Source organism: Flavobacterium potami (assembly GCF_020026915.1).
Lineage (GTDB): Bacteria > Bacteroidota > Bacteroidia > Flavobacteriales > Flavobacteriaceae > Flavobacterium > Flavobacterium potami.
Map to the genome: position 1 here is coordinate 850,829 of NZ_JAINUY010000001.1, position 25,182 is coordinate 876,010.

At 35.2% G+C, this 25,182-nt stretch carries 14 protein-coding genes; 8 read left to right on the forward strand and 6 right to left on the reverse strand.

Going from position 1 to position 25,182, the window contains the following annotated elements; all coding sequences use genetic code 11:
• Positions 1-105: 105 nt before the first annotated feature.
• The 6 genes from K6T82_RS03710 to K6T82_RS03735 all read right to left on the reverse strand — a co-directional run bounded on the left by K6T82_RS03710 (position 106) and on the right by K6T82_RS03735 (position 12,130).
• Positions 106-843 (reverse strand): T9SS type A sorting domain-containing protein, encoded by a 738-nt coding sequence (locus K6T82_RS03710; protein ID WP_144219269.1) that lies wholly within the window; start codon positions 841-843, stop codon positions 106-108.
• A 276-nt stretch (positions 844-1,119) separates the two neighbouring features.
• On the reverse strand, positions 1,120-3,300 hold the full coding sequence (locus tag K6T82_RS03715) for a T9SS type A sorting domain-containing protein (protein ID WP_144219270.1): 2,181 nt from the start codon (positions 3,298-3,300) through the stop codon (positions 1,120-1,122).
• A gap of 118 nt (positions 3,301-3,418) precedes the next feature.
• Positions 3,419-4,999: a hypothetical protein gene (locus tag K6T82_RS03720; protein ID WP_144219271.1), complete on the reverse strand. Its 1,581-nt coding sequence runs from the start codon at positions 4,997-4,999 to the stop codon at positions 3,419-3,421.
• A gap of 19 nt (positions 5,000-5,018) precedes the next feature.
• Positions 5,019-6,749 (reverse strand): RagB/SusD family nutrient uptake outer membrane protein, encoded by a 1,731-nt coding sequence (locus tag K6T82_RS03725; protein WP_144219272.1) that lies wholly within the window; start codon positions 6,747-6,749, stop codon positions 5,019-5,021.
• A 20-nt stretch (positions 6,750-6,769) separates the two neighbouring features.
• Positions 6,770-9,817: a SusC/RagA family TonB-linked outer membrane protein gene (locus K6T82_RS03730; protein ID WP_222104893.1), complete on the reverse strand. Its 3,048-nt coding sequence runs from the start codon at positions 9,815-9,817 to the stop codon at positions 6,770-6,772.
• 630 nt (positions 9,818-10,447) lie between these two features.
• On the reverse strand, positions 10,448-12,130 hold the full coding sequence (locus tag K6T82_RS03735) for a tetratricopeptide repeat protein (RefSeq protein WP_144219274.1): 1,683 nt from the start codon (positions 12,128-12,130) through the stop codon (positions 10,448-10,450).
• A gap of 492 nt (positions 12,131-12,622) precedes the next feature.
• Here K6T82_RS03735 and K6T82_RS03740 point away from each other — a divergent pair, with 492 nt between their 5' ends.
• The 8 genes from K6T82_RS03740 (at position 12,623) to K6T82_RS03775 (ending at position 24,742) form a co-directional block, all read left to right on the forward strand.
• Positions 12,623-15,166, forward strand: a complete 2,544-nt coding sequence (locus K6T82_RS03740) for a glycoside hydrolase family 2 TIM barrel-domain containing protein (protein ID WP_223704646.1) — start codon at positions 12,623-12,625, stop codon at positions 15,164-15,166.
• A gap of 23 nt (positions 15,167-15,189) precedes the next feature.
• Complete coding sequence (locus K6T82_RS03745) at positions 15,190-16,440, forward strand: glycoside hydrolase family 117 protein (protein WP_223704647.1); 1,251 nt, start codon at positions 15,190-15,192, stop codon at positions 16,438-16,440.
• A 24-nt stretch (positions 16,441-16,464) separates the two neighbouring features.
• Positions 16,465-17,481: a zinc-dependent alcohol dehydrogenase gene (locus tag K6T82_RS03750; protein WP_144219275.1), complete on the forward strand. Its 1,017-nt coding sequence runs from the start codon at positions 16,465-16,467 to the stop codon at positions 17,479-17,481.
• Positions 17,482-17,601: 120 nt separating this feature from the next.
• The gene (locus K6T82_RS03755; RefSeq protein WP_144219276.1) at positions 17,602-18,372 is read left to right on the forward strand and encodes an SDR family NAD(P)-dependent oxidoreductase; all 771 of its coding nucleotides are present in this window, start codon (positions 17,602-17,604) and stop codon (positions 18,370-18,372) included.
• 25 nt (positions 18,373-18,397) lie between these two features.
• The gene (gene aldA / locus K6T82_RS03760) at positions 18,398-19,852 is read left to right on the forward strand and encodes an aldehyde dehydrogenase (protein WP_144219277.1); all 1,455 of its coding nucleotides are present in this window, start codon (positions 18,398-18,400) and stop codon (positions 19,850-19,852) included.
• A gap of 16 nt (positions 19,853-19,868) precedes the next feature.
• The gene (locus K6T82_RS03765) at positions 19,869-21,416 is read left to right on the forward strand and encodes a sulfatase family protein (RefSeq protein WP_144219278.1); all 1,548 of its coding nucleotides are present in this window, start codon (positions 19,869-19,871) and stop codon (positions 21,414-21,416) included.
• Positions 21,417-21,501: 85 nt separating this feature from the next.
• Complete coding sequence (locus K6T82_RS03770; protein WP_223704648.1) at positions 21,502-23,634, forward strand: glycoside hydrolase family 3 C-terminal domain-containing protein; 2,133 nt, start codon at positions 21,502-21,504, stop codon at positions 23,632-23,634.
• A gap of 16 nt (positions 23,635-23,650) precedes the next feature.
• On the forward strand, positions 23,651-24,742 hold the full coding sequence (locus K6T82_RS03775; protein ID WP_144219280.1) for a mandelate racemase/muconate lactonizing enzyme family protein: 1,092 nt from the start codon (positions 23,651-23,653) through the stop codon (positions 24,740-24,742).
• Positions 24,743-25,182 lie beyond the last annotated feature (440 nt).

Here is a 25,182-nt window from a genome sequence, read left to right on the forward strand (position 1 = left end):
TAAGTAGTTTAGAATTTCGCTATTTTATTTTAAAACCAAATTGTCTTTAACCTCTTAGTTCTAATTACCGAATCAGAGCTATGTGGTTAAAGACCAATTTAGAAATTATTCTTTTATTAATTTTCCAGAACCTGCATCTGTAGCGATGATATAGGTTCCTTTAGATAAATCCGATACATTTAATGAACTAGTTGCTGCTGTTTCTTTTACTAGGGCACCTGACATACTTAAGACTTTATAAGTTTTAGTTTCTAAGTCAGCATTAAAAGTAACTACTTCAGTAGCTGGATTTGGGTAAAAAGCGACAGTGTTTCTGTTTGTTTTTTTTGTACTTAAAGTTTCCGTTACACCTACTACGTAATTTACATAATTTTGATCGGTTGAAGGATTAGATCCAACAATTTGCAGAATATAATTATATCCTTGTACATAGCCAGGAGTTTCAGCTATAGGTAATGTGCCAGTAGGTAAACTGATAACAACAGTTGCGGCTCCATTGGTAAAGTCTGCTGCGGATAAAGTTTTTAAAACAGTTAAATTATCTGAACCCCAACCCAATGGTGCTATTCCGAAACCAGATCTAGAGAAATTTATATATATAGTATTACCAACTGAAGGATTAGTAGCGTCAAAATTAGTAATTTCAATAGTTATTGTTTTGGCAGTTGTATTATCAAAAGTATAGTTAGGAATTCCGCCCCAGGCATAACCAGCAAAGCTACCTGGCATAGAAACATAGGTATTGCCTCCGTTCATTGTTGTAGAATAATAAACTTGTGCAGTCAAATTTGTAGTGCTTATACTTAAGCCAAACATAATTAATAATAATGTAATTTTTTTCATGGTTTTTTTGTTTTAGTTGTTAATATTTTGAGAAAAGCATGGCGTATATGCTTTTATTCTTTCGTAAGATTATTGTTTAAATTTTCTTTTAAGTAAATTTGTTACTCGACAAAAACTAGACTATAATGAAAGTAAACTACTATTTATATAAACATTTCCCATGAATTATAAGTTTTTTTATTATACTCGTTAAACGCTTGAAAAAATCATGCAAATAGTTCTTAGTTAAGGGGAAGGGGATAACTAAATGGTTCTGGACAGAAAGTATTGAGTGTTTTACTTTTTAATAAACTTTGCTGCCCCTATTTTCTTGTTTTCTTTTAAAAAAACGATATAATAAATCCCTTCTGAAAGTGAACTCACATTAATTCTAGCACTACTAAGGATTTCTTTTTTTACTAATTTCCCAGCACCATCATATATCATTGCAGTCGAGTTTGATTCGTTTGCATACGTATTTTTGATTGTTAGGGTGTCAATAACTGGATTAGGATAAATTGTTATTGTATTGTCGTTTTCGAAAGTTTTTGGATCTACTGATAACAGATTAGTACTAAAATTATATACTTGTAATGCTACTGAACTCACATGACCACCTGTGTCAGGTAATTGTACTGCTATTTGATTATTTGCAGTAACAAGATTATAAGGCACTGGAATTTCTAGAACGCCAAAAAATCGATCTCTTTCTGCTTGGTCATAACCGCGGAAGTTAGTTGGCACAGGGATAATAGTATTGTTCACTTTGACAATCGGACTTAAAGATTGTCCATGATCTCTTCCTAAACCAATTCTTAATACGGCATCTCCATAAGTGCTTTTCTGAACGCCATTTACACTAAAATTAATAGGCTGATTTGCGCTAATAGGTTGCAAATAGGTCGTTGCAAAATATTTAGTTTCGTCGCAAGTTTCATTAATTGTTATGGCATTGGCAAAGGTATACTCTAAAATAATAGTTGATTCGGCACCTAGTGTAACTGATGTTAGTGGTGATGGCACAGTACTTTCTTCTAGTGTAGCGAAGTTATTTATAAGAGTTAATTGTTTTTTGTTAATGCTTGTAATGGCAGTATTGTTGATGTTAAAAAGGTTTAAGTTTACTTTAGTTGCTTGGAAGTTTAAATTGTTTAGAATCACATAAGCCTTATTACCATCGATATAGGTATTGGTTAAAACATCTAAATTATCCGTCTTACTATATACTCGTGTACCTTTAACATTTTTCCATAATTGATAAAATTTTACCAAGTCCGTATAAACCCATTGTCCGGTATAACTCGCTGGTTCATTTGCTTTTCGCATCAAACGATGAGAATATGGAACTCCATTATACATTCCCCATTCCGCTTTGGTAACTACAAATGGAATAGCAAAATCAATAGTATTGGGTCTTTCAAGAAAAGCCATTAATTGGGAATTCATGGCTTTTAAAATCAACCAATCTCTATAAGAACTCCATTGACTGTTATTGTAATCATGAGTTTGAGCTCCGTATTCTGAGATTACATAGGGTTTAGTAACACCAAATTTCATTACGCTATACTGGTCCATCATATCAAAAGTAGCCTCAATATTGCTCCCGGAACGCAATTGTTTTTTTCCGTTATTGATCGATGAAAAATCATAAAGGTGTAAAGACCAAAAATCCATTTTGCTTCCGGCAACGTCCATAAATAATTTATCGCGATTGTTCCAACGCTGAAAATTTCCTACTTCAAATTCAGGAAAGGCATTGGTGTAACCCCCGATTTTAGCGTTTGGGACCTGTACTCTAATGGCATCAGCAACACCATTATGAAAGTCGGCTATATCTTTTATCGATTTAGTGTATTCTTTTAATCCTCCTAAAAGGTCATAATCAGGTTCGTTTATTACTTCAACATAAGTGGGTTTCTTTTGCCCTGTAATTCCATCACCACTAAATGCGTTGATGTAACGCCCCATATATTCACCCGTTGCAGTGGCATTGGCTAAATACCAGCCAGAATTAGTGGGTTGATGATCTGTTCCAGTCCAAAACGGATGCAATTGAGCACATAAAACTAAACTCTTTCTATTTTCGTATTGATGAAGGTTGGTTTTTTGGGCATATTGACTTTTACTGTAATTTCCTAGAGAAGTGATTTGAGTAGGATTCGCAAAACCAGGTCTGGCAGGATCTTGATTTAATTGATTTTTTAATACATAAGTAATTCCTCCTGTATCTCTTCCTAGGTACACATCTAGGCCATTTAAAAATTCATTTCTTAAATCGGGCGAAACATTATCGCCATCCCATTCAGTTTCTGTTTGATTGGCATGCGTTGTTATGAATTTTGAACGATCAAAAGTAGAGATGCCTCCTACGGAATGTTTCACGTTAAGTTTTAGATTTACATTTACTTGCGCATAAGTAGGAAAGGCACACGCTAGTAGTATGGCGTAACGAAACACTATTCGTTTGTTTCTTTTCATGGTATTTTGAGAGTATAAAAATAGCTTGTATTAGAAAGTCTGTTTGAAAGCAAGGGCAGTAAATAGGTAAATTATTTACTGCCCCTTGCACTTATTTGTTTAAAATTATCATTACTAGTTACGGTCTTAATTTAGCTTCACTAACAGTAATGTCATCGATATAGAATTTTAAAGCAGAGGAGTTACCTTGGTTGTCACTTCTAAGCATAAAACTATAATCAGCAGTTGTATTGATTTTTACTAGTGCAGAACTGTAAACCCATTTTCCAACTGCAAAATCTGCTGAGAATCCAGGGTTTGGACCTATTCCCCAGTCTGTATTTGGAGTAAAGTATAATCTTAGATCAGGAACAGAGGCTTTGTCACCTAAGCTTTCTACATAAACCCATGATCCCATAGAATAGGTTTTGCCAGCAGTAAGTCTAAAAGTTCCTTTATCGCCACCATGATTATAACCTAAAATCATACCGCCACGAGCATCTATTTGAACGGACAAGCTTTTTTTGCCGCCATGTGCTTTTGTACTTGTAACCGCCGATGTAAATTTGTTCCACGGAGCTCCCCAGCCAAGATATACCCAGTCAGCACTAGTTGAAGTTTCAAAACCATAATCAAAAGTAGTTGAAGCTAAAATATTAACGGATTTGAAAGATACAGCAACATCTGTAAATGAACTAGCAAAAACAGCATCTGCAGTGGTTAACGATCCTTTTGTGTATGATACAGTAATAATGTCGTCGTTGTACAAGGTTTGCCCAGCTAATTTTAAAAGAACAATATTACCTTCAGTTGGGCTTATTGTCGCACTAGAAATAGTTACAGGTAGCGTAGCACCAGATTTGTTTTTTAATGTAACAGAAAAATCAGATGCTTTTAATGTTTCAGCATTCATTTCTCTACTGTAATTCAGAGCTATATTTCCTTGATCGTCTATTACTTGAGCGTCATCCATGGTAACTGGGTCAGTCGATGGAATTACGTTGATAAAATCTTTAAGCATTACTGTTGCTTCACCAAATGGGCGAGGGGTATTGGCTTTGATAGTAAATCCAAATGTTCCTAGTTTTTTATATCTTACATCTACTGTTTTAGTATCAGTTGTTGATGTCGCAGGATCTCCTCCGTCGATAGTCCAAAGATAGGCTTCTGGTTCCCCTTCAGTAATCAAAGTATATCTAATCGTTCTTCCTGCTAGTACTTCATTTTTTGCACCATTAACTACATTTAGTTCTGCTCCTAAAGTACCGTCTGTATTTAAATAATTTGCTTTAACAACAATGCTTATTGGAGCTAAAACGGTTACTACTATCGTAGTATCTAATGCTTTGGCAACAGGATTTGTGCTTCCTGTAGTATAAGCTTCTCCTTTAAAAACTTGATGTAATTTTACTTCATGTTTTCCAACAACGTTAAATATAGCTTTAACATTCTGTTCCGTTGAAGTAACGTCATTGTCAGAATCTACAATGTCAACAACGCCTTCTGGAAAAGTCCAAAGTCTTGACTCAACCCCCGCTGAAATATCTCCAAAGGTTTCGTGGCTACCTACCCTAATTTTATTTCCATAGTCCATTTGTGAACTAACAATAATTCTGCTGTTGGCCGCATTCAAATCGATAGAATCATAAATGTCACTACATGAATATAACCCTATTGCAACAAGAAATAGTGCAATTACTATTTTAAGTTTTGTTTTCATAATTTAAGTGGTATTGAAATTAGTTGTTTAATTGACTATTTGTTTGTCTCTCAACCGATGGTATAGGGAAATAATCATTTTTAGCTGGAGTATAAGTTACAGCAGCATTCTTGAAATCATCCCTGATTCTTTCTATAATATACAATGGTGCTTTGTTAGCTATAGTTGTAAAATTTTTCACTCTCCAATTTTCATCTGCAAGTAATTCAGTGAAAACAGATTTTGCAATTCCCCATCGTACTAAGTCTTTCCATCTATGACCTTCAAAAGCCAATTCAAGCGGTCTTTCTACTCTATGAATATGTGTTAAAACATTTTCTTTTGTAGGAGGTACTAAAGGTTGATTACCATGTACTTCTTTGCTTATATGTAATTGTGGAAACGTATTACTATTTGTTGCTAAATATTGTTTTAATGTAATTACACCCGCACGAGTTCTAACAAAATCAATATACTTAATAGCTTCATTTACATCGCCAGTGCTGTTAAGAACTGCTTCAGCATACATTAAATAAATATCTGCCAATCTAATTTGCCTGCAGTTAATTCCGCTTCTAGAGTTTCCGTCCTCGTTAGCCAAATGATACCAGTTAGTATATTTCTTAACATAGGCACTTTGACCATAACCCCAACCTTTTAATTCAGCTACATTTCTTAAATAATATTGTCCTTCAAGATTTTTTGGGGCAATAGTAGCAGTAAGACGTTTAGACTGTAAATTAGTAGTGTTTATTGGATTTGTGACATCTACCGCATCATTAATGTATAATTCGTGTAAGAAATAAGAAGGCAATATCGTATTAAATCCACCATAATTTAATTGCGCTAGCCCTACAGCTAAATTTGAAGCTTCTGCTCCAGCTGCATAAGGTGTGTCGTCAACATTACTTCCGTTAGCACCTGGATTTTCAGTTGCACTATAGGCAACTTCAAGAATTGACTCACTATTAAATTCGTGCTCTTCATCAAAATTATCCATGATATTCGCAGTCAGGCTATAAACACCTGAATCAATTACACTTTTAAATTCAGTCGCAGCTGGTCCCCATTGTTTGTCAAATAAATATACTTTTCCAAGTATAGAAGTAGCGGTACCCCAAGTAACTCTACCTAAGTCTTTACCAGACCATGTTTCTGGCAGATTGGCTTTAGCAAATTCCAAATCAGGAATGATAATTTGGCTATTAACCTCTGCGATTGAGCTAAATTTTACATTAAAATCTGCTTTTGTTTGCGGAACTTCTGTATGAATAACAGCTCCTCCATAAGTATTAGCTACTAAGAAATAGAAGAAAGCTCTTAAGGTACGGGCTTGGCCTTCAATACTTTCTTTTTCACCGGCAGCAAAAATACTTGGGTCAGCAGATTGAATTTTTTCTATTACTTGATTGGCTCTAAATATTCCAGTGTACAAATTTGCCCATTTGTTAGTAACCGCTTCACTGGCATCGTTAAAAGTGAAATTTCTGTAAGCATAGGGTCTGTACCAAGATTCAGTACCCCCTAAGTCTGCCATAATTTCATCTTCAATTAGGCCATTACCGCTTATTGATTGAAATTGTAAAGCCCCATAAACTGTAGTTAAGGCTGACTGAAAATCTTTTGTAGTTTTCCAAAAAGTTTGATTTGTAATTGTATTTGGATTTACCTGAGTCAAAAAATCCTCATCATTACAACCTGAAGTAAGTAAAACAGTGCATATCGCTAATGATGCTAGTTTTACTTTTATATTTATTTTTCTATGTATCATTTTAATTTAATTTTAAGTTGTTAAAATTTAACCTGTAAACCAAGCACAAATCTTCTCGAAACAGGATAACTACCGCTATCTACACCACGTGTACTGATTCCATTTCCACCAACTTCAGGATCGTAACCAGTATATTTTGTAAAAGTGAAAGGGTTCATACCTGTAACATACAATCTTATTTTACTTATTCCGTACTGAGTCATAAGCAATTCAGGTAATGAATAACCTAAAGTTAAATTACGAATTCTGAAGTAGGTACCATCTTCTAACCAATAATCAGAACTTGCTCTAACGTTATTGTGATAAGCATTTCCTCTGTCTGAAGGCACATCAGAAGTAGGGTTCTCAGGAGACCACATAGAATATTGGTCTAAATGTCTCCCTTGTGTGTATGCAAAATATCTTGAACCATTGAATAATTTAGCTCCGTAAGAAAAATAAGTCTGAATTCCAAAATCGAAACTTTTGTACGTTAGATCTAAATTCAACCCTGATTCAAATTTTGCCTGACCAGAACCCGCATATACACGGTCATCGTCAGTGATTTTATTGTCACCATTTTGATCAATGTAGCGCATATCACCCAAAATTGCACTTGGTTCTATTTTTTTGTACTCAAGTAAAGTTGCGTCGTCTTTTATAACACCTGCATTTTCTAGTAAAAAGTAAGCGCCAGCTTCATGACCTACTGCAAAGAATGTAGTAAAATCTACAGCATTCCCTAATGAATTGGTAGGACGTCCGTTACCATAACCTCTTTCAATGCCATCAAGGTTAGTTATTTCATTTACGTTTTTAGTAAAAGTTCCAGAAATATTATATTTGAGACCATTTCCCATTTGGTTTTTATAGCTCATTGCTAGCTCAATACCTTTGTTAGTCATATTTCCAGCATTGACAATGATTGGGCTATACACATCGACTGCGTTGGGATTGTACGTACCACCAGACGCAGGAGTTTGCTGAGGCAATAACATATCTTTTTTGTCATTCTTGTAGATATCAGCAGTAAAAGTTAACTTGTTTTGAAACATAGCTAAATCCAATCCAATATTATTTGAAATACTTGTTTCCCATTTTACATCTGGATTAGAGAAACGTCTTTGTATAGCTCCATTTGCTAATGACTGATCTGAACCAAATAAGTAATTTACACCTGACTCAATTTGACCCGCATACGTATATGGAGGGATACTTTGGTTACCTAACTGAGCATAACTTGCCCTTAATTTTAAGCTGTTTACTACTTTGTTGATAGCACCATCCTTGAAAAATTTTTCTTCAGATATATTCCAACCAGCAGAAACACCCGGGAAAGTACCGTACCTGTTATCAGGTCCAAAGTTTGAGGAACCATCTCGTCTAATACTAGCTGATATTAAATAACGATCATTGTAGTTATATTGTACTCTACCTAATAAACCACTAATGCTATTTGTGTAATCATAACTTGTTGGTTTTGTTCCTGCCTGACCTGAACCTAAAGAAGGCGTTTCATTGCTTAATAAACCAATTACACCTACACCAACTTGTTTCGAATTGTATTCTTCGCGTGAGGCTACTCCAGTAAAGTTCAAAGAATGTTTACCTAAATTTAATTTATAATCCAGGATGTTTTCTATAGTAGATCTGTCTGTAAAAGTGTAATCTTCGTTCAATAATGCATCCGCTCTTGAGGCAGTTGCATTATATGAGCCATCAAGACCATATACCAATACTTGTGGACGGAAAAAAGACCTTCTATAATCCCAATTACTTTTACCTATATTTAATTTATAGGTTAAGTTTTTTACTATTTCATATTGTAAATTAACGGCAATATTGCTTGATGTAACTTTTCTTTTGTCAACATTTTGTAATTCTCTTGCCAAATAGCCATAATAAATAGCATTTTCTACAGGATAATCAACACTAGACCCGGATCCCTGTACATCGCTTAATGGAATTTGCCATGGTCTTTGTCCAATAGCATATTCATATAAAGACCATGGTTCTTGCGTTCTATTTTCTACAGTCATCCCCATACTTACAAACGCTTTGAATTTACCTTTTGTAAATTGACCATTAATGCGGTTACTTAATCTATCAAAATCAGAGTTAATTAAAACTCCTTCTTGGTTATAATAATTTGAATTAAAATTCAATGTTAAATCCTGTGTTCCACCAGAAACACCTAGTCCGTAATTAGTAATTAAAGCATTGTTGTTTTGTACGTCGCCAACGTAGTCACTATCATAGTCTAAAAGTTCTGGTGTTGTAATAAAAAAAGTTGGTAACTGGCTAGACAACATTGCCTTTGTTGTATAATCCTCAAACAATTGCTGCTGAGTATTCATTAAAGGTGTACCTGAAGTAATATTTTGGATACCCGAATAAGCATTGAAATCTATACTAATTTTTCCCTTTTTACCTCTTTTAGTAGTAATCAAGATAACACCATTTGAGGCTCTAGTACCATAAACGGAGGCAGCAGCACCATCTTTTAATACGTCTAATGATTCAATTTGATCAGGTGAGATATTTGGGTTGCTTTGATAAGGAATTCCATCCACTACATACAATGGTTCTAATGAACCTGTCAATGAACCAACTCCTCTAATTTGGATATTAGTTGCTTCACCAGGACGCCCACTAGCAGCCTGAACGTTAACCCCAGCAATTTGGCCTTGTAATGATTCTCCAACATCTGCTACTGGAGCTTTCGCAATAAGGTCTGCCTTTACGGTAGCAACAGCACCTGTAACCTCTTTTTTCTTTTGAGTTCCATAACCTACGACCACAACTTCATTTAAAATTTGCGTATCAGGCTGCATCTGAATGTCTAACTTTTTAGTAGTGCCAACAGTTCTTGTGAGTGTTCTGTATCCCATAAATGAGAAAACTAAGGTTTGTTTTTCACTCACCTCCATTTCATAGCTTCCATCCATATCTGTAGAGGTACTAGTTGTAGATCCCTGGATTTTAATTGTTACCCCTGGTATTGGTAGCCCACTTTCATCTTTTACTTTTCCAGTAAGTTTGTTTTGTGCACTCACATCGAATGCACAAAGAAACAAGAGAAAAAACATTATAAGGAATGTCTTTTTCCAAAAGTTATACTCTTTTTTCATAAAGTTTTGGTAGTTAAATTAATTGACGGTTAGTTTTTTTTTTTTTTTTTTTTTTTTTGATAATGAAATTTTAGTCCGGATTTTTTATTGATTTCGTATTTTATCGATTGCTAAATTACTTAAATGACATTATCAATGGTTTTTTTTAAACTAGATATAAACTGAACAGACATGCATTTTTTTTAGTAAAATAAGGCGTTTAACAACTGAACTAACTAAACTAGACACAACTATATCTTGACAAAACTCAATTTTTGATAAAATACTGCTTATATAGTACTATTTTGTCTGGATTTTTTCAGTTAAAGAATAACTAAAAATAAACTCGTAAAATTAAATTTGGTTTTTATATAAATCTTTGATGAATTCAGGTTAATTTTCAGAATTGAGGTTGTTTTATAGTTATTAGTATTAAGTTTATATGCGTTTTGCAGTTGATTTTGGATTTTATTTTTATGCCAAGATTCTGCGTTAGATTATTTCCTCATATAGTTGACGCACATTAAAAAGATTTTAATTGCTAAAAGGTAAAAAGACAGTATATATCAGTTTAATTTGGATTATTTGTCTCCTATTGTGTAGTATGGATTAAAGTGAAGCAATAAAATCGGCTAAATTTTCATTTCTATCCAGCTTAAACTTTTTGCGTAAACGGTATCTTGAGGTGTGTACGCTTTCGAAAGAGATACCTAATAGAGAGGACATATCCTTGCTGGAAAAATTAAGCTTTACCAAAGCACATATTTTGAGATCAGTTTGCCCCAGATCTGGATATTTCTCTTTAAGGTTTTTATAAAAACTTTGGTTCACGGCAGTAAATCGGGCTTCGAATTCTTTCCAGTTACTTGCAGAAGAACCTTGAATAGTTTTTAGCATATTGTTTATAGAGGTGCTGTCAATATTCTCTTTGTTTTCGGTAATGCTTTTCTTTAGTTTTTCTATAAATTCCTCTTTTTCAATTAGCTGTAAGGCAGATGACGTGAGTTCCTTATTTTTTAATTCTAAAATCTCACTATTTTTTATCAGCTCTAACTCCTGTTTTTTTGCTAATAATTCTTTTTCGGCAAGATGCTTTCTGCGAATGTTTTTAAACAGCTGATGCCCGTAGATTATTAAAAATAGAATTACAATTATCATGATTGTCGATTTGAGAAACCAAATATTTTCTTCGCTTTCCAGTTCTTTTATATGCTGTTCTTTTAATAGTTCTTTTTCCTTTTGCTTTTGAATGCGGTATTTGTCATTTATTTCAAATAAGTGCTGATTGTTCTTGCTTTTTCGGCCAAATATTTTATTATTCAATGTCATAGCTTCATTTGCATGAAAATAAGCAAGTTTGTACTTGTTGCTTTTAGAGTAAACTGTGGCCAGAGCAGTATGATCCATTAATTTATAATTCGCATGGCTTTTGTATATTTTGGATAAGGCTAATGATTTTTCTAAATAAATTTCGCTCTGAGTATAATCTCCTTTCATTTTATATACATTTCCTAATAAAGAATTGATAATAATAAGGTAGGATTTGTCGTTTTTTTCAAAATAATTTTTTGCCTCTAGTAATTTTGAAATAGCGGCATCAAACTTTTTATCAGTAGCGGCAAGAAAACCAGCTTCGGCCTCGATATAGCCATTGTTGGCTTTGTTTTTTGTTTTTTGTTTGGAGATATAGCAGCTATCAAGGTAAATTTTGGCCATTTTGTAATTCCCATTTACACGATAAAAATTTACTAATGCAAAATAATCGCTCACAATGTATCCGTTATCCATTTCATTTGCAGCAACGAGTTTTTCTTTTAATTTATGAGAAAGGGTAAAATATTTTAAGGCTTCATCATCCCGTTGGTAAAAACTATAAAGCCAGCCCAAAGCATGGTATATAGTGGCTTTGGAGAAATCGTCTTTAGATTGGTCAGCAAGTAATAATGCTTTCCAGTACAAATCGTAGGAATTTCCATAATCGACACTATGTCCGTATAAATCGGCAAGTTCGCTTATGCTGTGTATTAAGTTGAAAGTGTCTTTTTCTATCTTATATTTTTCAATACTTTTTTTGTAATAATAAATGGCTTTTTTCGAGTCAATATATTTTATGGCTTTGGCTTTTCGGAGGTACTCATTTTCTTTATATGTTTTCTGGGCGGTTGTCGAAAATGAAAAAAAGAGTACAATAAGTAGAGTAAAATACTTTTTTAAATTCAAAGAATGAATGAATTCAAATTTCTTTGGTTTTTTTCTTTTTACGGGTGCTTGTCGGTTAAATAGGAATTTCATAAATCTTGATGATTAAATTTATATGAAAAAAATGTAAGTTAATGGGGTTTGCTTATAGTATTGTACTTAATAACAAGTGCAATATAAAAATTGTCTAGTTTATTTTGTGTGCAATACCTCTCGATTTTAGCAATGTTCAGTTTATGTCTAGTTGCTTATATGTTACTATATCTCTTATTATCACCATATTTGCTAATGCTGTTTATTCATAAAAAATAAAAGGTTTTTATATGTATTGTGCTATTTAAATCTATTTAAATTATGATATATATAATTTTATATTAAAAGACAAATTTGTTGCGAAATGAATTTGTGAAATAAATATACTAACGATCATTGTTGCTTAATGTAATCCGATACTTAATTTTTTATTTGGATTGTCTATTTGATTATTCTGTCATGTTCAGAATAAAAGAATAATGAAACTCAATAAAAAAACACAAATAGTTAAAAGAGAAACAATCTCTTTATAGTTAATTAAAAAAACATAGAGTGAAAAAGAATTTAAAAAAGAAGAGGTATAATGTACTGAAAAAGATTTCTTACGGAAGTATATTGTGTATGGCTTTATATGGTTGTACAGCTTCAAAAACAGACGGGACTAGTTCTGATTTTAATTTTGACTGGAGGTTTAAATTGGAAAGAGCAGAACAGGCGGGTGTGAATAACTGGGAAGAAATTAATTTACCGCATGATTGGAGTGCCACTTTTAGTTTTGACTCTATTAAAGGAGAAGGAGCTACTGGATATAAAGTAGGTGGAATTGGTTTGTATGAAAAAGATTTTTCACTAGGTAAAGAATCCAATACCTTACATTATATTCTTTTTGATGGAATTTATAATAACAGCGAAGTTTGGTTAAATGATCAAAAGCTGGGTGAGCATCCTTATGGATATTCTCCATTTTATTATGACATCACTCCTTATATAGGTGATAATAAAAATACGGTGAAAGTAAAGGTAGATCATTCAAGATACGCTGACAGCCGCTGGTATACAGGTTCGGGAATTTATAGAAATGTAAAATTAATTGCCAAAAACAAATTGCACGTTCCTATTTGGGGTACTTATATCACAACTCCTGCAGTTACAAAAGAAAAAAGTGAAGTAAATGTAGAAGTTAAAGTAAAGAATGCTTTTGATACGACTCAGGATTTTGAAGTAGTTGCCGAAATTCTAGACGCTACTAATAAGAAGGTAGCAGAAGAAACGACGAAACTTAGCTTGAATGCAGGAAAAGAAAAAGAACTAGCGCTAAGAACAACTATTGCAAATCCTGCTTTATGGGATGTGAATTCTCCCAACCTTTATCATGCAAAAATCACGATTCGACAAAATGGACGATCGGTTGATGAAACGATTACGACTTTTGGTGTGCGTACTATAAAGTTTGATGTTAACACTGGTTTTTATTTGAATGGCAAAAACATGAAAATAAAAGGAGTGTGTTTGCATCATGATGGAGGATTGGTTGGTGCTGCTGTGCCTAAGGATGTTTGGAGAAGACGTTTTGTGAAGTTGAAAGAAGCAGGAGTAAACGCGATTCGTATTTCTCATAATCCAGGATCGGCAGAATTTATCGATTTGTGTGACGAGATGGGATTTCTGGTTCAAGATGAGTTTTTTGACGAATGGGATAATCCAAAAGACAAACGCTTGAATATGAAAGAGAAGTCGGTAGATTACATTACACGTGGTTATGGCGAACATTTTCAGGACTGGGCAGAACGTGATTTAAAAAACACGATGTTACGCGACCGAAATCATGCTTCAATTTTTCAGTGGAGCATTGGTAACGAAATAGAGTGGACATATCAAAGATCAGTTGATGCAACGGGTTTCTTTAATATGAATTGGGATGGTAATTATTTCTGGTCTATTCCACCTATTGGTCCAGAAGAAATTAAGAGAAGGTATGAAACCAGTCCAAAAGAAAAATACAATATTGGTGAAACAGCTCATAAATTGGCAAAATGGACGAGAGAAATGGATACAACCCGATATGTTATTGCAAATTCCATATTGCCATCGGTTAGTCATATAAACGGTTTTGGAGATGCAGTAGATATTTTGGGCTACAGTTACCGTCGCGTAATGTATGACTACGGACATAAAAACTATCCAAATAAAATTATAATGGGTACTGAGAATTTGGTACAATGGCATGAATGGAAAGCCATATTGGATCGTCCGTTTGTATCTGGAACTTTTTTATGGACTGGAATTGACTATTTGGGAGAATCTAACAAAAGATGGCCAAAAAAAGGAACTGACAGCGGTATGCTTGATTTTGCGGGATTTGAAAAGCCTTCTTACCACATGATGAAGTCGCTATGGAATGATGCACCTGAATTATACATTGCTACCCAAACAGAAGAAAAATCAAATTATAAAGTTGATGAAAAAACAGGGCAGCCTGTTGAAAAGAAAAAAGGTGCCTGGGAAACAGCGCTATGGGTTTGGCAAGATGTAAATGAACATTGGGAGTATGCAAACGGTACTAGAACAATAGTAGAAATTTATTCCAATTGTGATGAAGTAGAATTGTTTTTGAATGAAGTGTCTCTTGGGAAGAAAAAATTGGCAGATTTTGAAGATCATATTTACAAGTGGTCTGTTCCGTATCAGAAAGGTACACTTTACGCTAAAGGCACTCATAAAGGAAAAACTGTTCAAACGAAATTAATAACGCCTTCAAAACCCCATGCTATTAAGTTGACAACGGATAGAACATTGATAAATGCAGACGGTTATCAAGTGGCTCACATTGTAGCTCAAGTTGTTGATGCTGATGGTAATCCAATAAAAACTTTTAATCCTGAGATTAGCTTTACGGTTGAAGGAAAAGCTAAAGTTCTAGGGATTGATAATGGAGCTGTGGGTAATGTACAGGATTTTCAGTCTAATAAAATTGTCTTGAGTCAAGGAAGATGCCTATTTATTATACAATCCAAAAAAGACCAATCTTCAAACATTAGTATAAAAGCTAAAACAAGCAATCTAGAAAGCAATACAATAAAAATTACTCAAAAATAAACTAATTAAAAAAAACGATACGTATGAATACTACAACAAGAACAGTAATGATGGGCATGCTCTCTTTAGGGTTGGCATTTACATCGGCTACAGCTCAGTCTAAAAAAGAGGAGAAAGAGCTTAGAGAATTGGCTATAAAATATCAAGACAAATATGGTATTAAAGATGTTGATCATTTAAGTGCGGCTACTAAAAGAGCCTTAAAATGGGATCAATCTTTAGGAAACGAATGGTTTATTGAATTTGGTGAACCACAAACCTTAAAAGGTGATTTGGCTTATGAAGAGGGAGTAGTGCGTCGTGATCCAAGTGGAATTATCCAGGAAAACGGCAAGTATTATGTGTGGTATTCTAAAAGCACCGGACCTACTGAAGGTTTTGGTGGGGATATGGAAAATAAAAAAGTATTTCCGTGGGATCGATGTGATATTTGGTACGCTACTTCTACAGATGGTTGGACTTGGAAAGAAGAAGGCATAGCAGTGGCAAGAGGGAAAAAAGGTTCTTACGATGATCGTTCGGTTTTTACTGTTGAAATCATGAAATGGGATGGAAAATATTATTTATGCTACCAAACTGTCGAAGGAATATACAATGTACGTGTAAAAGAAAAAGTAGGTATGGCTTGGTCAACTTCGCCAGATGGTCCTTGGACAAAATTGGATGCTCCAGTGTTGGCCCCAGCTGAAAATGGTATATGGAAAGGTACGGAAGACAACCGTTTTCTGGTAGAGAAAAAAGGGGATTTTGATAGTCATAAAACACACGACCCTTGTATTTTGCCTTATAAAGGAAAATTCTATTTGTATTACAAAGGGGAACAAATGGGAGAAGAAATGACTTTCGGTGGTCGTCAAATTCGTCATGGGGTTGCTATAGCAGATAATCCTCTTGGCCCTTATGTAAAATCACCTTATAACCCAATTAGTAATAGTGGTCACGAAATTTGTGTATGGCCTTATAATGGCGGAATTGCTTCCTTAATCACGACCGATGGACCTGAAAAAAACACGATACAGTGGTCACCTGACGGAATCAATTTTGAAATCAAAGCTTCTATAAAAGATGCTCCACATGCCATTGGTATAAACAGAACTGCCGATAATGAAAAAGAGCCAACCGAAGCTTTGCGTTGGGGACTCACTCATAAATACAACAACTGGAATTATCAAAGTATCATGCGTTTCTCATCGGAAAGAAAAACAACTCACGTGGCTCCAGGTGAAAAATCAGTTAAAGGAAAAGAAGAGAAAGCTGAAAACATGCATAAATAATAATAATATTAAAATAAAAATAAATTGAAAGCAACTAGATATGAAGGTAATAAAACCTTTTCAGTAATTGATAAAGAAATTGTAGCACCTGCTGAAGGTGAAGTACGAATTAAAGTTGCCTATGTAGGAGTATGTGGAACCGATGTACACATTTACCACGGAATGATGGACAAACGCGTAAGTATTCCAGAAACAATCGGGCATGAAATGTCAGGTGTGGTAGATGCAGTTGGAGAAGGCGTTACGGATTTTGAGGTGGGAGACAAAATTGTAGTGCGTCCTTTAGATGATAGAAAAGTAAAAGCATCTGATAAAGGTTTCAATCACATTTGTGAAGAGTTGAAGTTTATCGGAATTGATAGTGAAGGTGCGATGCAACAATATTGGAATGTGCCCACTTTCGTCCTTCATAAATTAAAAGCTTCTACAGATTTAAAATTAGCGGCACTAATTGAACCGCTTTCTGTAGCAACACACGATGTTCGCAGAAGTGGATTGGTAAGAGGAGAAACAGCAGTCGTTTTAGGAGGAGGCCCAATCGGACTATTAGTAGCCATGGTAGCTAAAGAAGTAGGGGCGCAGGTTATTATTTCAGAAGTAAATCCAAATCGTATTGCAAAAGCAAAAGAACTTGGTTTTGACGCTGTAAGTCCAATTGAGGTCGATTTAGTTGAATATGTAAAGAGCAAAACGGAAAACCGCAGAGCTGATGTTGTATTTGAAGTAGCTGGTGTACAGCCCGCTTTAGATATCATGTGTGAGGTAGCTGGTATTCGTGGGCGAATTGTAATGGTAGCTATACACGGGGTTAAAAAAGAAGTGGATTTGTTTAAATTTTTCTGGAAAGAATTAAACTTAATCGGAGCGCGTGTTTACGAGAAAGAAGATTATGAAAAGTCAATTGAATTGATCACTGCCAACGAATTGCCTTTTGAACAAATGATTACCGATGTACAACCGTTAAGTAATATTCAACAGGTTTTTGAAAACATCGACAAAAATCCAGAAGGATTAAAAGTATTGATGGACTGCCAATTGTAATCCGTTAGTGTAATTATTAAAAACGTCTGTTCGAGTGTTTTTTGTGGAGTGAAAAGGAGCAAGAAATGTATCGGGAATCGTTTTTAATACTAAGAATAAATAATTTTAAAAAAAAAGATAATGAGTGTTTTAGATACATTTAGTTTAAAAGGAAAAGTAGCCTTGGTAACAGGTTGCAAAAGAGGAATTGGAAAAGCAATGGCTATTGGTTTAGCGCAAGCTGGTGCTGACGTGATTGGAGTAAGTGCTTCATTAGAAACAGAAGGAAGTGCAGTTGAAAAAGAAGTAACTGCTTTAGGAAGAAAGTTTAAAGGATACGCTTGTGACTTTAGTAATAGAGAGTCTTTGTATGCCTTTATTGAAGCTGTCAAAGCTGACTTTCCTCAGATTGATATTTTAGTAAACAATGCAGGAACTATTCTTAGAGCGCCAGCAGCAGAGCACCCAGATGAAATGTGGGACAAAGTAGTCGAAGTAAATCAAAATGCACAATTTATCTTGACTAGAGAAATTGGTAAAGATATGGTTGGTCGAGGAAGTGGCAAAGTAGTATTTACAGCTTCTTTATTAACATTCCAAGGTGGAATTACAGTTCCAGGATACGCTGCCAGTAAAGGAGCTATCGGTCAATTAACAATGGCTTTTGCTAACGAATGGGCAGGTAAAGGTGTAAATGTAAACGCTATTGCTCCAGGATATATTGATACTGATAATACAGAAGCCTTGCGTAATGACCCAATTCGTTCTGCATCTATTTTATCAAGAATACCAGCAGGTCGTTGGGGTAAACCAGAAGATTTTGCTGGACCAACTGTTTTCTTATGCTCTGAAGCAGCGTCTTACATGCACGGTACAACGATGCTTGTTGATGGTGGCTGGATGGGACGTTAATATTAATATTTAAAATTGGAGTAAAATGGCTGAAATTAAAGAATACCAATTATTTATAAACGGAGAGTGGAGAACTTCTACTTCTGGAGAAACAATTGACGTTTTAAGTCCCGCAACTGAAGAAGTGGTGGCAAGAGTACAAAACGGTACTGCTGAAGAAGCTTTAGAAACTTTAGCTTTTGCAGATAAAGCTCAAAAAGAGTGGAAGAAAAAACCTGCCAGAGAAAGAGCAGAGTTACTATATAAATTCTCGAACGAAATTAAAGCAAATGCTGAATACCTAGCACAATTAATTGTAAAAGAGCAAGGTAAATTATTAAAGGTAGCTCGTTTTGAAGTAGCGGTAGCTTCATCTTTTATCGAGTATGCTTGTGAAGGCGCTCGTAGAATCGAAGGAGATATTATTCCTTCTGATAATGCCAATGAGCAAATTTGGATTCAGAAAGTGCCTCGTGGCGTAATCGTTGCCATCACGGCTTGGAACTTTCCTTTTGCTTTAGCGGCTCGTAAATTAGGACCGGCTTTGATTGCAGGAAACAGTATTGTTATTAAACCAACTTCTGAAACTCCTTTGTCTACTTTAGAGTTAGGAAATATTGCCAATAAAGTAGGTATTCCTGCGGGGGTTATCAACATTCTTACAGGTCCAGGTAGAGCTATGGGGAATGCTTTGGTAAAAAGCCCAATCACTAAAATGGTTACCATGACAGGTTCTACACCTGTAGGTCAGGATATTGCTCGTAATGCAGCAGATAACTTAACGCACGTTCAATTAGAATTAGGAGGAAAAGCACCTTTTATCGTTTTTGCTGATGCTGATATCGATGCGGCTGTAGATGCTGCCTTACATTCGCGTTTTGACAACTGTGGTCAAGTGTGTACTTGTAACGAACGTATGTATTTGCACGAGGATATCTATGATGTTTTTATGGAAAAATTCATTCCAAAAGTAAAAGCGTTAAAAGTAGGTGATCCAATGTTGGAAGAAACAGATATGGGACCAAAAGTAAACGCTGCGGAATTGAAAGCAATGGAACATTTAGTTGCTGTGAGTGTCAAAGAAGGAGCAACCGTTGCCACTGGTGGAAACAAACCAACGGGTGCTGGATTTGAAAAGGGATATTGGTTTGAACCAACTGTTTTGACCAATGTTACGCAAGACATGACTATTGTTCACGAAGAGTCTTTTGGACCAATTTTACCTGTTTTAAAATTCAAAACTTTTGAAGAAGTTATTGGTTTTGCCAATGATTGTGAATATGGTTTGGCTGCGATGGTTTTTACCAATGACATGAACACGATTATGAAATGTAATGACGAATTAGAGTACGGAGAAATTTATGTAAACCGTGGTCATGGTGAGCAGCACCAAGGCTTCCACAACGGATATAAATTATCTGGTTCTGGTGGTGAAGATGGTAAATATGGTTTTGAACAATATTTAGAAAAGAAAACATTTTACATTAGACATAAAGCTTAGTTAATACACAATTATTATGAAAATTACCCCCTATTTAAAACTTGCAACGTTTCTTTGTTTAACAATCGCTACAACTTGCTTGGCTCAGACTAAGGTTACTAAAACAACTCGCCCCAACGTAGTTTTAATTTACCTTGATGATTTGGGTTATGGAGACTTAAGCTGTTATGGTGCTACTGCATTGCAAACACCAAATATTGATAAGTTGGCCAATGGGGGGATACTTTTCAAAAATGGTTACGCGACCTCTGCTACTTGTACTCCAAGTAGGTATGGAATCTTAACAGGGGTGTATCCTTGGCGTAATAAAGATGCCAAAATTTTACCAGGAACAGCTCCTTTGTTGATTTCTACCGAGCAAGAAACAATTGCAAAGGTTTTTCAGTCAAAAGGATATGAAACTGCCGTTATCGGAAAATGGCATTTAGGTTTAGGAACAGGAAATGTGAACTGGAATGCACACATTTCTCCTGGACCCAATGAAGTAGGTTTTGATTATTCACATATTATGGCGGCAACGCAAGATCGAGTGCCTACGGTTTATATTGAGAATGGAAATGTGGTTGGCTTAGATCCTAAAGATCCAATTGAAGTTAATTACCATAAGAATTTCCCAGGAGAACCTACAGCAATTGAAAATCCTGAATTACTAAAAATGAAATGGCACCATGGACATAACAATAGTATTGTCAATGGAATTCCTAGAATTGGTTTTATGAAAGGGGGACAATCTGCAAAATGGTCAGACGTAGATATGGCGGATCATTTTTTAGCAAAAGCGACCACTTATGTAAAAGAACACAAAAACAAACCTTTCTTTTTGTACTATGCTTTACAAGAACCTCATGTTCCTAGAACACCGCATCCTCGTTTTGTAGGTAAATCGGGTATGGGACCACGTGGCGATGTAATCCTTGAGGCCGATTGGATAATTGGTCAATTTGTAGCAAGTTTAGAAGCAGAAGGAATGTTAGAGAATACTTTGATTGTTTTTTCTAGTGATAATGGACCAGTTTTAAATGATGGATATGAAGATGATGCGGTTGAAAAATTAGGAAATCATGACCCCAAAGGAGGTTTAAGAGGAGGCAAATACAGTCTGTTAGATGCGGGTGCTCATGTTCCTTTCATCACGTATTGGAAAGGAACGATTAAGCCAAAAGTATCCGATGCCTTAGTGTGTCAAATGGATTTGATGGCTTCATTGGCAACCTTAATTGATGCAAAGGCAAGTCCAACGGATAGTCAAGATATTTTGCCTGTTTTTTTAGGAAAAAGTGATAAAGGAAGAACTTCTTTGATACTTGAAGCGAATACAAAAACATTACTGAGAAAGGGAGATTGGTTGATGATTCCACCTTATGAAGGTCCCGCTGTAATAGCCGACGTTCAGATTGAAACTGGAATGGAAAAAAGTTATCAATTATACAATGTAAAAAAAGATCGCGCTCAGAAAAATAATGTAGCAAAATCAAATCCGAAGAAATTATCAGAAATGGTGAAGGATTTTGAAAAAATGCGGGGCGATGCTTATTCTGGTGTTCAACAACTTGAGTTAAAGTAGCGCATAATTATAAAAATAGATGAAGTTTTTTAGTAAATACATTTCGAATATAATCCTTTGCGCTTGTTTAATAGCAGCATCAACGGTGAAAAGTCAGCACCAAAAATGGTTTGACGAATCATTGTCTTTTGAAAAAAGGGTTGATTTGTTGCTGAATGCAATGACTATTGATGAGAAATGTGGTCAATTTACTTCAGATACCCCTGCAATTCCTCGTTTAGGAGTTCCTGAATACAATTGGTGGAACGAAGCACTTCACGGTGTTGCCCGAAATGGAAAAGCCACTATTTTTCCGCAAGGTATTGCGATGGGCGCTACTTTTAATCCTAGTTTGATTAAAGAAGTGGCGAACGCTATTTCGGATGAAGCAAGAGCCAAGTTTCAAGTTTCAAAATCAATTGGAAATAGGGGTATTTATGCGGGATTGACTTTTTGGTCGCCCAATATCAATATTTTCAGAGACCCTCGTTGGGGTCGAGGTCAAGAAACCTATGGTGAAGATCCTTTTTTGACTTCCAAAATTGGAGTTGCTTTTGTAGAAGGTTTACAAGGTAAGGATCCTAAGTATTTTAAAACCACCGCTTGCGCAAAACATTTTGCCGTACACTCTGGACCGGAAGCATTGCGTCATAGTTTTAATGCCAATCCTTCCAAATTAGATTTGTACGAAACTTATTTACCAGCCTTTAAGTCATTGGTACAAGAAGGGAAAGTACAAGGAATCATGGGGGCTTACAATGCTGTTTATGGTGATCCTGCCAATGCAAGCAAGCTTTTGATGGATGACATCTTAAAAAAGCAATGGGGATTTGAGGGTTATATCGTATCTGATTGTGGTGCTCTAGTGGACATTATGAAAGGACACAAAAAAGTAAAAACTGTGGAGGAAGCCGCTGCACTTGCTTTAAAAACAGGAGTGAATTTGAACTGTGGTTGGGTCTATAAAAATATAAAATCGGCGCTGGATAAAGGATTAATTACCGAAGAGTTGATTAATGAGCGTTTGAAAAAACTGTTTTTAATTCGTTTTCAATTAGGTTTTTTTGACAAAGACGAAAGCAATCCATACAATACCATTGGTATTGAAGTAATCAACTCCGATGCGCATAAAGCAGTTGCCAGAAAAGCATCGCAGCAATCCATTGTACTGTTGAAAAATAAGGACAATGTATTGCCTTTGGATAAAAATATTAAAACCTTATATGTTACAGGTTCGTTCGCGGCTTCAACAGATATATTGTTGGCCAATTATTATGGATCTGCGCCCAATATGGTGACCGTTTTAGAAGGAATTACCGAGAAGGTATCTTTAGGAACTTCTGTAGAATATCGTTTGGGAGTATTGCCTTTTCAAAATAATTTAAACCCATTGAACTGGGCGGTGCAAGTGCCCAAAACAGTTGATGCAACAGTATTAGTAGCGGGTATTTCAAACGAAATGGAAGGAGAAGAAGTGGATGCTATTGCTTCGGAACACAAAGGAGACCGTAAAGATTTAAAATTACCGCAAAGTCAAATTGATTATATAAAAGCAGTAAGTAAAAACAAAAAAGGACCGCTTATCTTGGTTTTAGGAACAGGAAGTCCCGTTTCATTAGACGAAGTAGAACCTTATGTTGATGCTATTGTTTTGATGTGGTATCCAGGTGAACAAGGAGGAAATGCCGTGGCTGATGTCATTTTTGGCGATGTAGCACCTTCTGGTCACTTGCCAATTACCTTTCCAAAAAATGTGGAGCAGCTGCCTCCTTTTGATGATTATAGCATGAAAGGCAGAACCTATAAATACATGACCGAAGAACCGATGTATCCGTTTGGTTTTGGACTTTCGTACAGCACTTTAGAAATTAAAAATCCTAGCTCCTCAGAGACAATTATCAAAAAAGGAAAAAGGATTTCAGTGTCTGTAGATGTAAAAAATAGTGGGGACAAAGATTATGAAGATGTGATTCAAATGTACTTAGTACCCGAAGACACCAAAGACTTTTTGCCTTTTTATGCCTTAAAAAGTTTCCAAAGAGTACCATTAAATAAAGGAGAAACTAAAAAGCTAACATTTAACCTGACTGAAGAAGATTTAAAACAAACCAATTTAGAGGGTGAAAAAACATGGATCAAAGGAAATTATAAATTGCTAATTTCGAATGCATTACCAAGTCACAGAAGCGCCAATTTAGGAGCTGCAAAACCAGCAGAAATAAAGATAAAATTAAAATAACAAATTTAAGTAACAGATGAATACTGCAATTAAAAATGTAAAAGTGCAATTATTTAAGGTGCCGTTACCTGAAATTTTAAATGATGCAAAACACGGAGATCATTCTCATTTTGAATTGGTTACCACTACAATTACACTTGAAGATGGTTCAGAAGGTACAGGATATACCTATACTGGCGGTAAAGGTGGTTACGCGATCAAAGCAATGGTAGAGCATGATTTTGCTTCGGTATTGGTGGGAAAAGATGGAACTGATATTGATGGAATTTACGACTTCATGGAATGGCACGTACATTATGTAGGTCGTGGCGGTATTGCTTCATTTGCTATTTCAACGATTGATATTGCGCTTTGGGACATTAAATGTAAAAAAGCAGGCCAGCCACTTTGGAAAATGGCAGGTGGTGAAGGCAATACGTGTAAAGCGTATTGTGGTGGAATCGATTTGCAATTTCCAATTGAAAAGCTTTTGCGCAACATGCAAGGCTACATGGATGCTGGATTTAGAGCGGTGAAAATTAAAATTGGACGTGAGAATCTTGAAGAGGATCTACAACGTATCAAAGCAGTGCGTGAATTTGTTGGTCCGGACGTAACTTTTATGGTCGATGCTAATTATTCCATGTCTAAAGAAAAAGCAATTCGCGCCATTGAAGGTTTCAAACAATACGATATTACTTGGTTTGAAGAACCAATCATCCCAGACGATTACAAAGGCTACGGCGAAATCGTTGATAAAACTGGATTTCCTTTAGCAATGGGCGAAAACTTACACACCATTCACGAATTTGAATACGCTTTTGACCAAGCAAAATTGTCTTTTATTCAGCCTGATGCTTCCAATTGTGGTGGAATTACAGGATGGTTAGCAGCGGCTAGATTAGCCGATAAACACAATATTCCTGCTTGCTCTCACGGAATGCAAGAACTACATGTAAGTTTGGTTTCTTCGCAACCCAATTCAGGTTGGTTAGAAGTACACAGTTTCCCTATAGACGAATATACTACACGTCCTTTGGTGGTAGAAAATCACAGAGCAGTAGCACCGGATTATCCCGGCACGGGTGTGATATTCAATTGGGAGAAATTAGCACCTTATAAAATGTAAATAATGTGAAGCCTAAAACGAAAGTAGACAGTCATCTTATGTTTTCATCAACTAGGAATCGGATTAAATAAAGAAAGTCGTTCGAACTTGACAGAGAGTTGCTAACTTTTGATCATAAAAACTGAATTCAATTGCCTTTAGCTTTAGCTAAAGGTTCAATTTAATTAATTAAAATGGCTTTAGCCGAAATTAGATTTTGATTAAACCCTCAATATTATCATGCAATTGAGAATAGTGTTTAAAAAGTCATCCTCAAAAATCTAATATAAATAAACTAAAAGGAAGTTAGATAAAATCGTTTCGATTAAAAAGATTTGTTATCGAAATGTTTATTAAATCGATTTTAATCTTTGAATCAGTGGCAAAACAAAATAGTAGCTTAATTGAAAGTATAATATTGACTAGCAACTACTATTTGTAATAAAGTATTTGTATAAAAA

Coding starts and splice junctions, on each gene's coding strand:
- K6T82_RS03710 (WP_144219269.1), bottom strand. CDS start 843: ATGAAAAAAATTACATTATTATTAATTATGTTTGGCTTAAGTATAAGC.
- K6T82_RS03715 (WP_144219270.1), bottom strand. CDS start 3,300: ATGAAAAGAAACAAACGAATAGTGTTTCGTTACGCCATACTACTAGCG.
- K6T82_RS03720 (WP_144219271.1), bottom strand. CDS start 4,999: ATGAAAACAAAACTTAAAATAGTAATTGCACTATTTCTTGTTGCAATA.
- K6T82_RS03725 (WP_144219272.1), bottom strand. CDS start 6,749: ATGATACATAGAAAAATAAATATAAAAGTAAAACTAGCATCATTAGCG.
- K6T82_RS03730 (WP_222104893.1), bottom strand. CDS start 9,817: ATGTTTTTTCTCTTGTTTCTTTGTGCATTCGATGTGAGTGCACAAAAC.
- K6T82_RS03735 (WP_144219274.1), bottom strand. CDS start 12,130: ATGAAATTCCTATTTAACCGACAAGCACCCGTAAAAAGAAAAAAACCA.
- K6T82_RS03745 (WP_223704647.1), top strand. CDS start 15,190: ATGAATACTACAACAAGAACAGTAATGATGGGCATGCTCTCTTTAGGG.
- K6T82_RS03755 (WP_144219276.1), top strand. CDS start 17,602: ATGAGTGTTTTAGATACATTTAGTTTAAAAGGAAAAGTAGCCTTGGTA.
- aldA (WP_144219277.1), top strand. CDS start 18,398: ATGGCTGAAATTAAAGAATACCAATTATTTATAAACGGAGAGTGGAGA.
- K6T82_RS03765 (WP_144219278.1), top strand. CDS start 19,869: ATGAAAATTACCCCCTATTTAAAACTTGCAACGTTTCTTTGTTTAACA.
- K6T82_RS03775 (WP_144219280.1), top strand. CDS start 23,651: ATGAATACTGCAATTAAAAATGTAAAAGTGCAATTATTTAAGGTGCCG.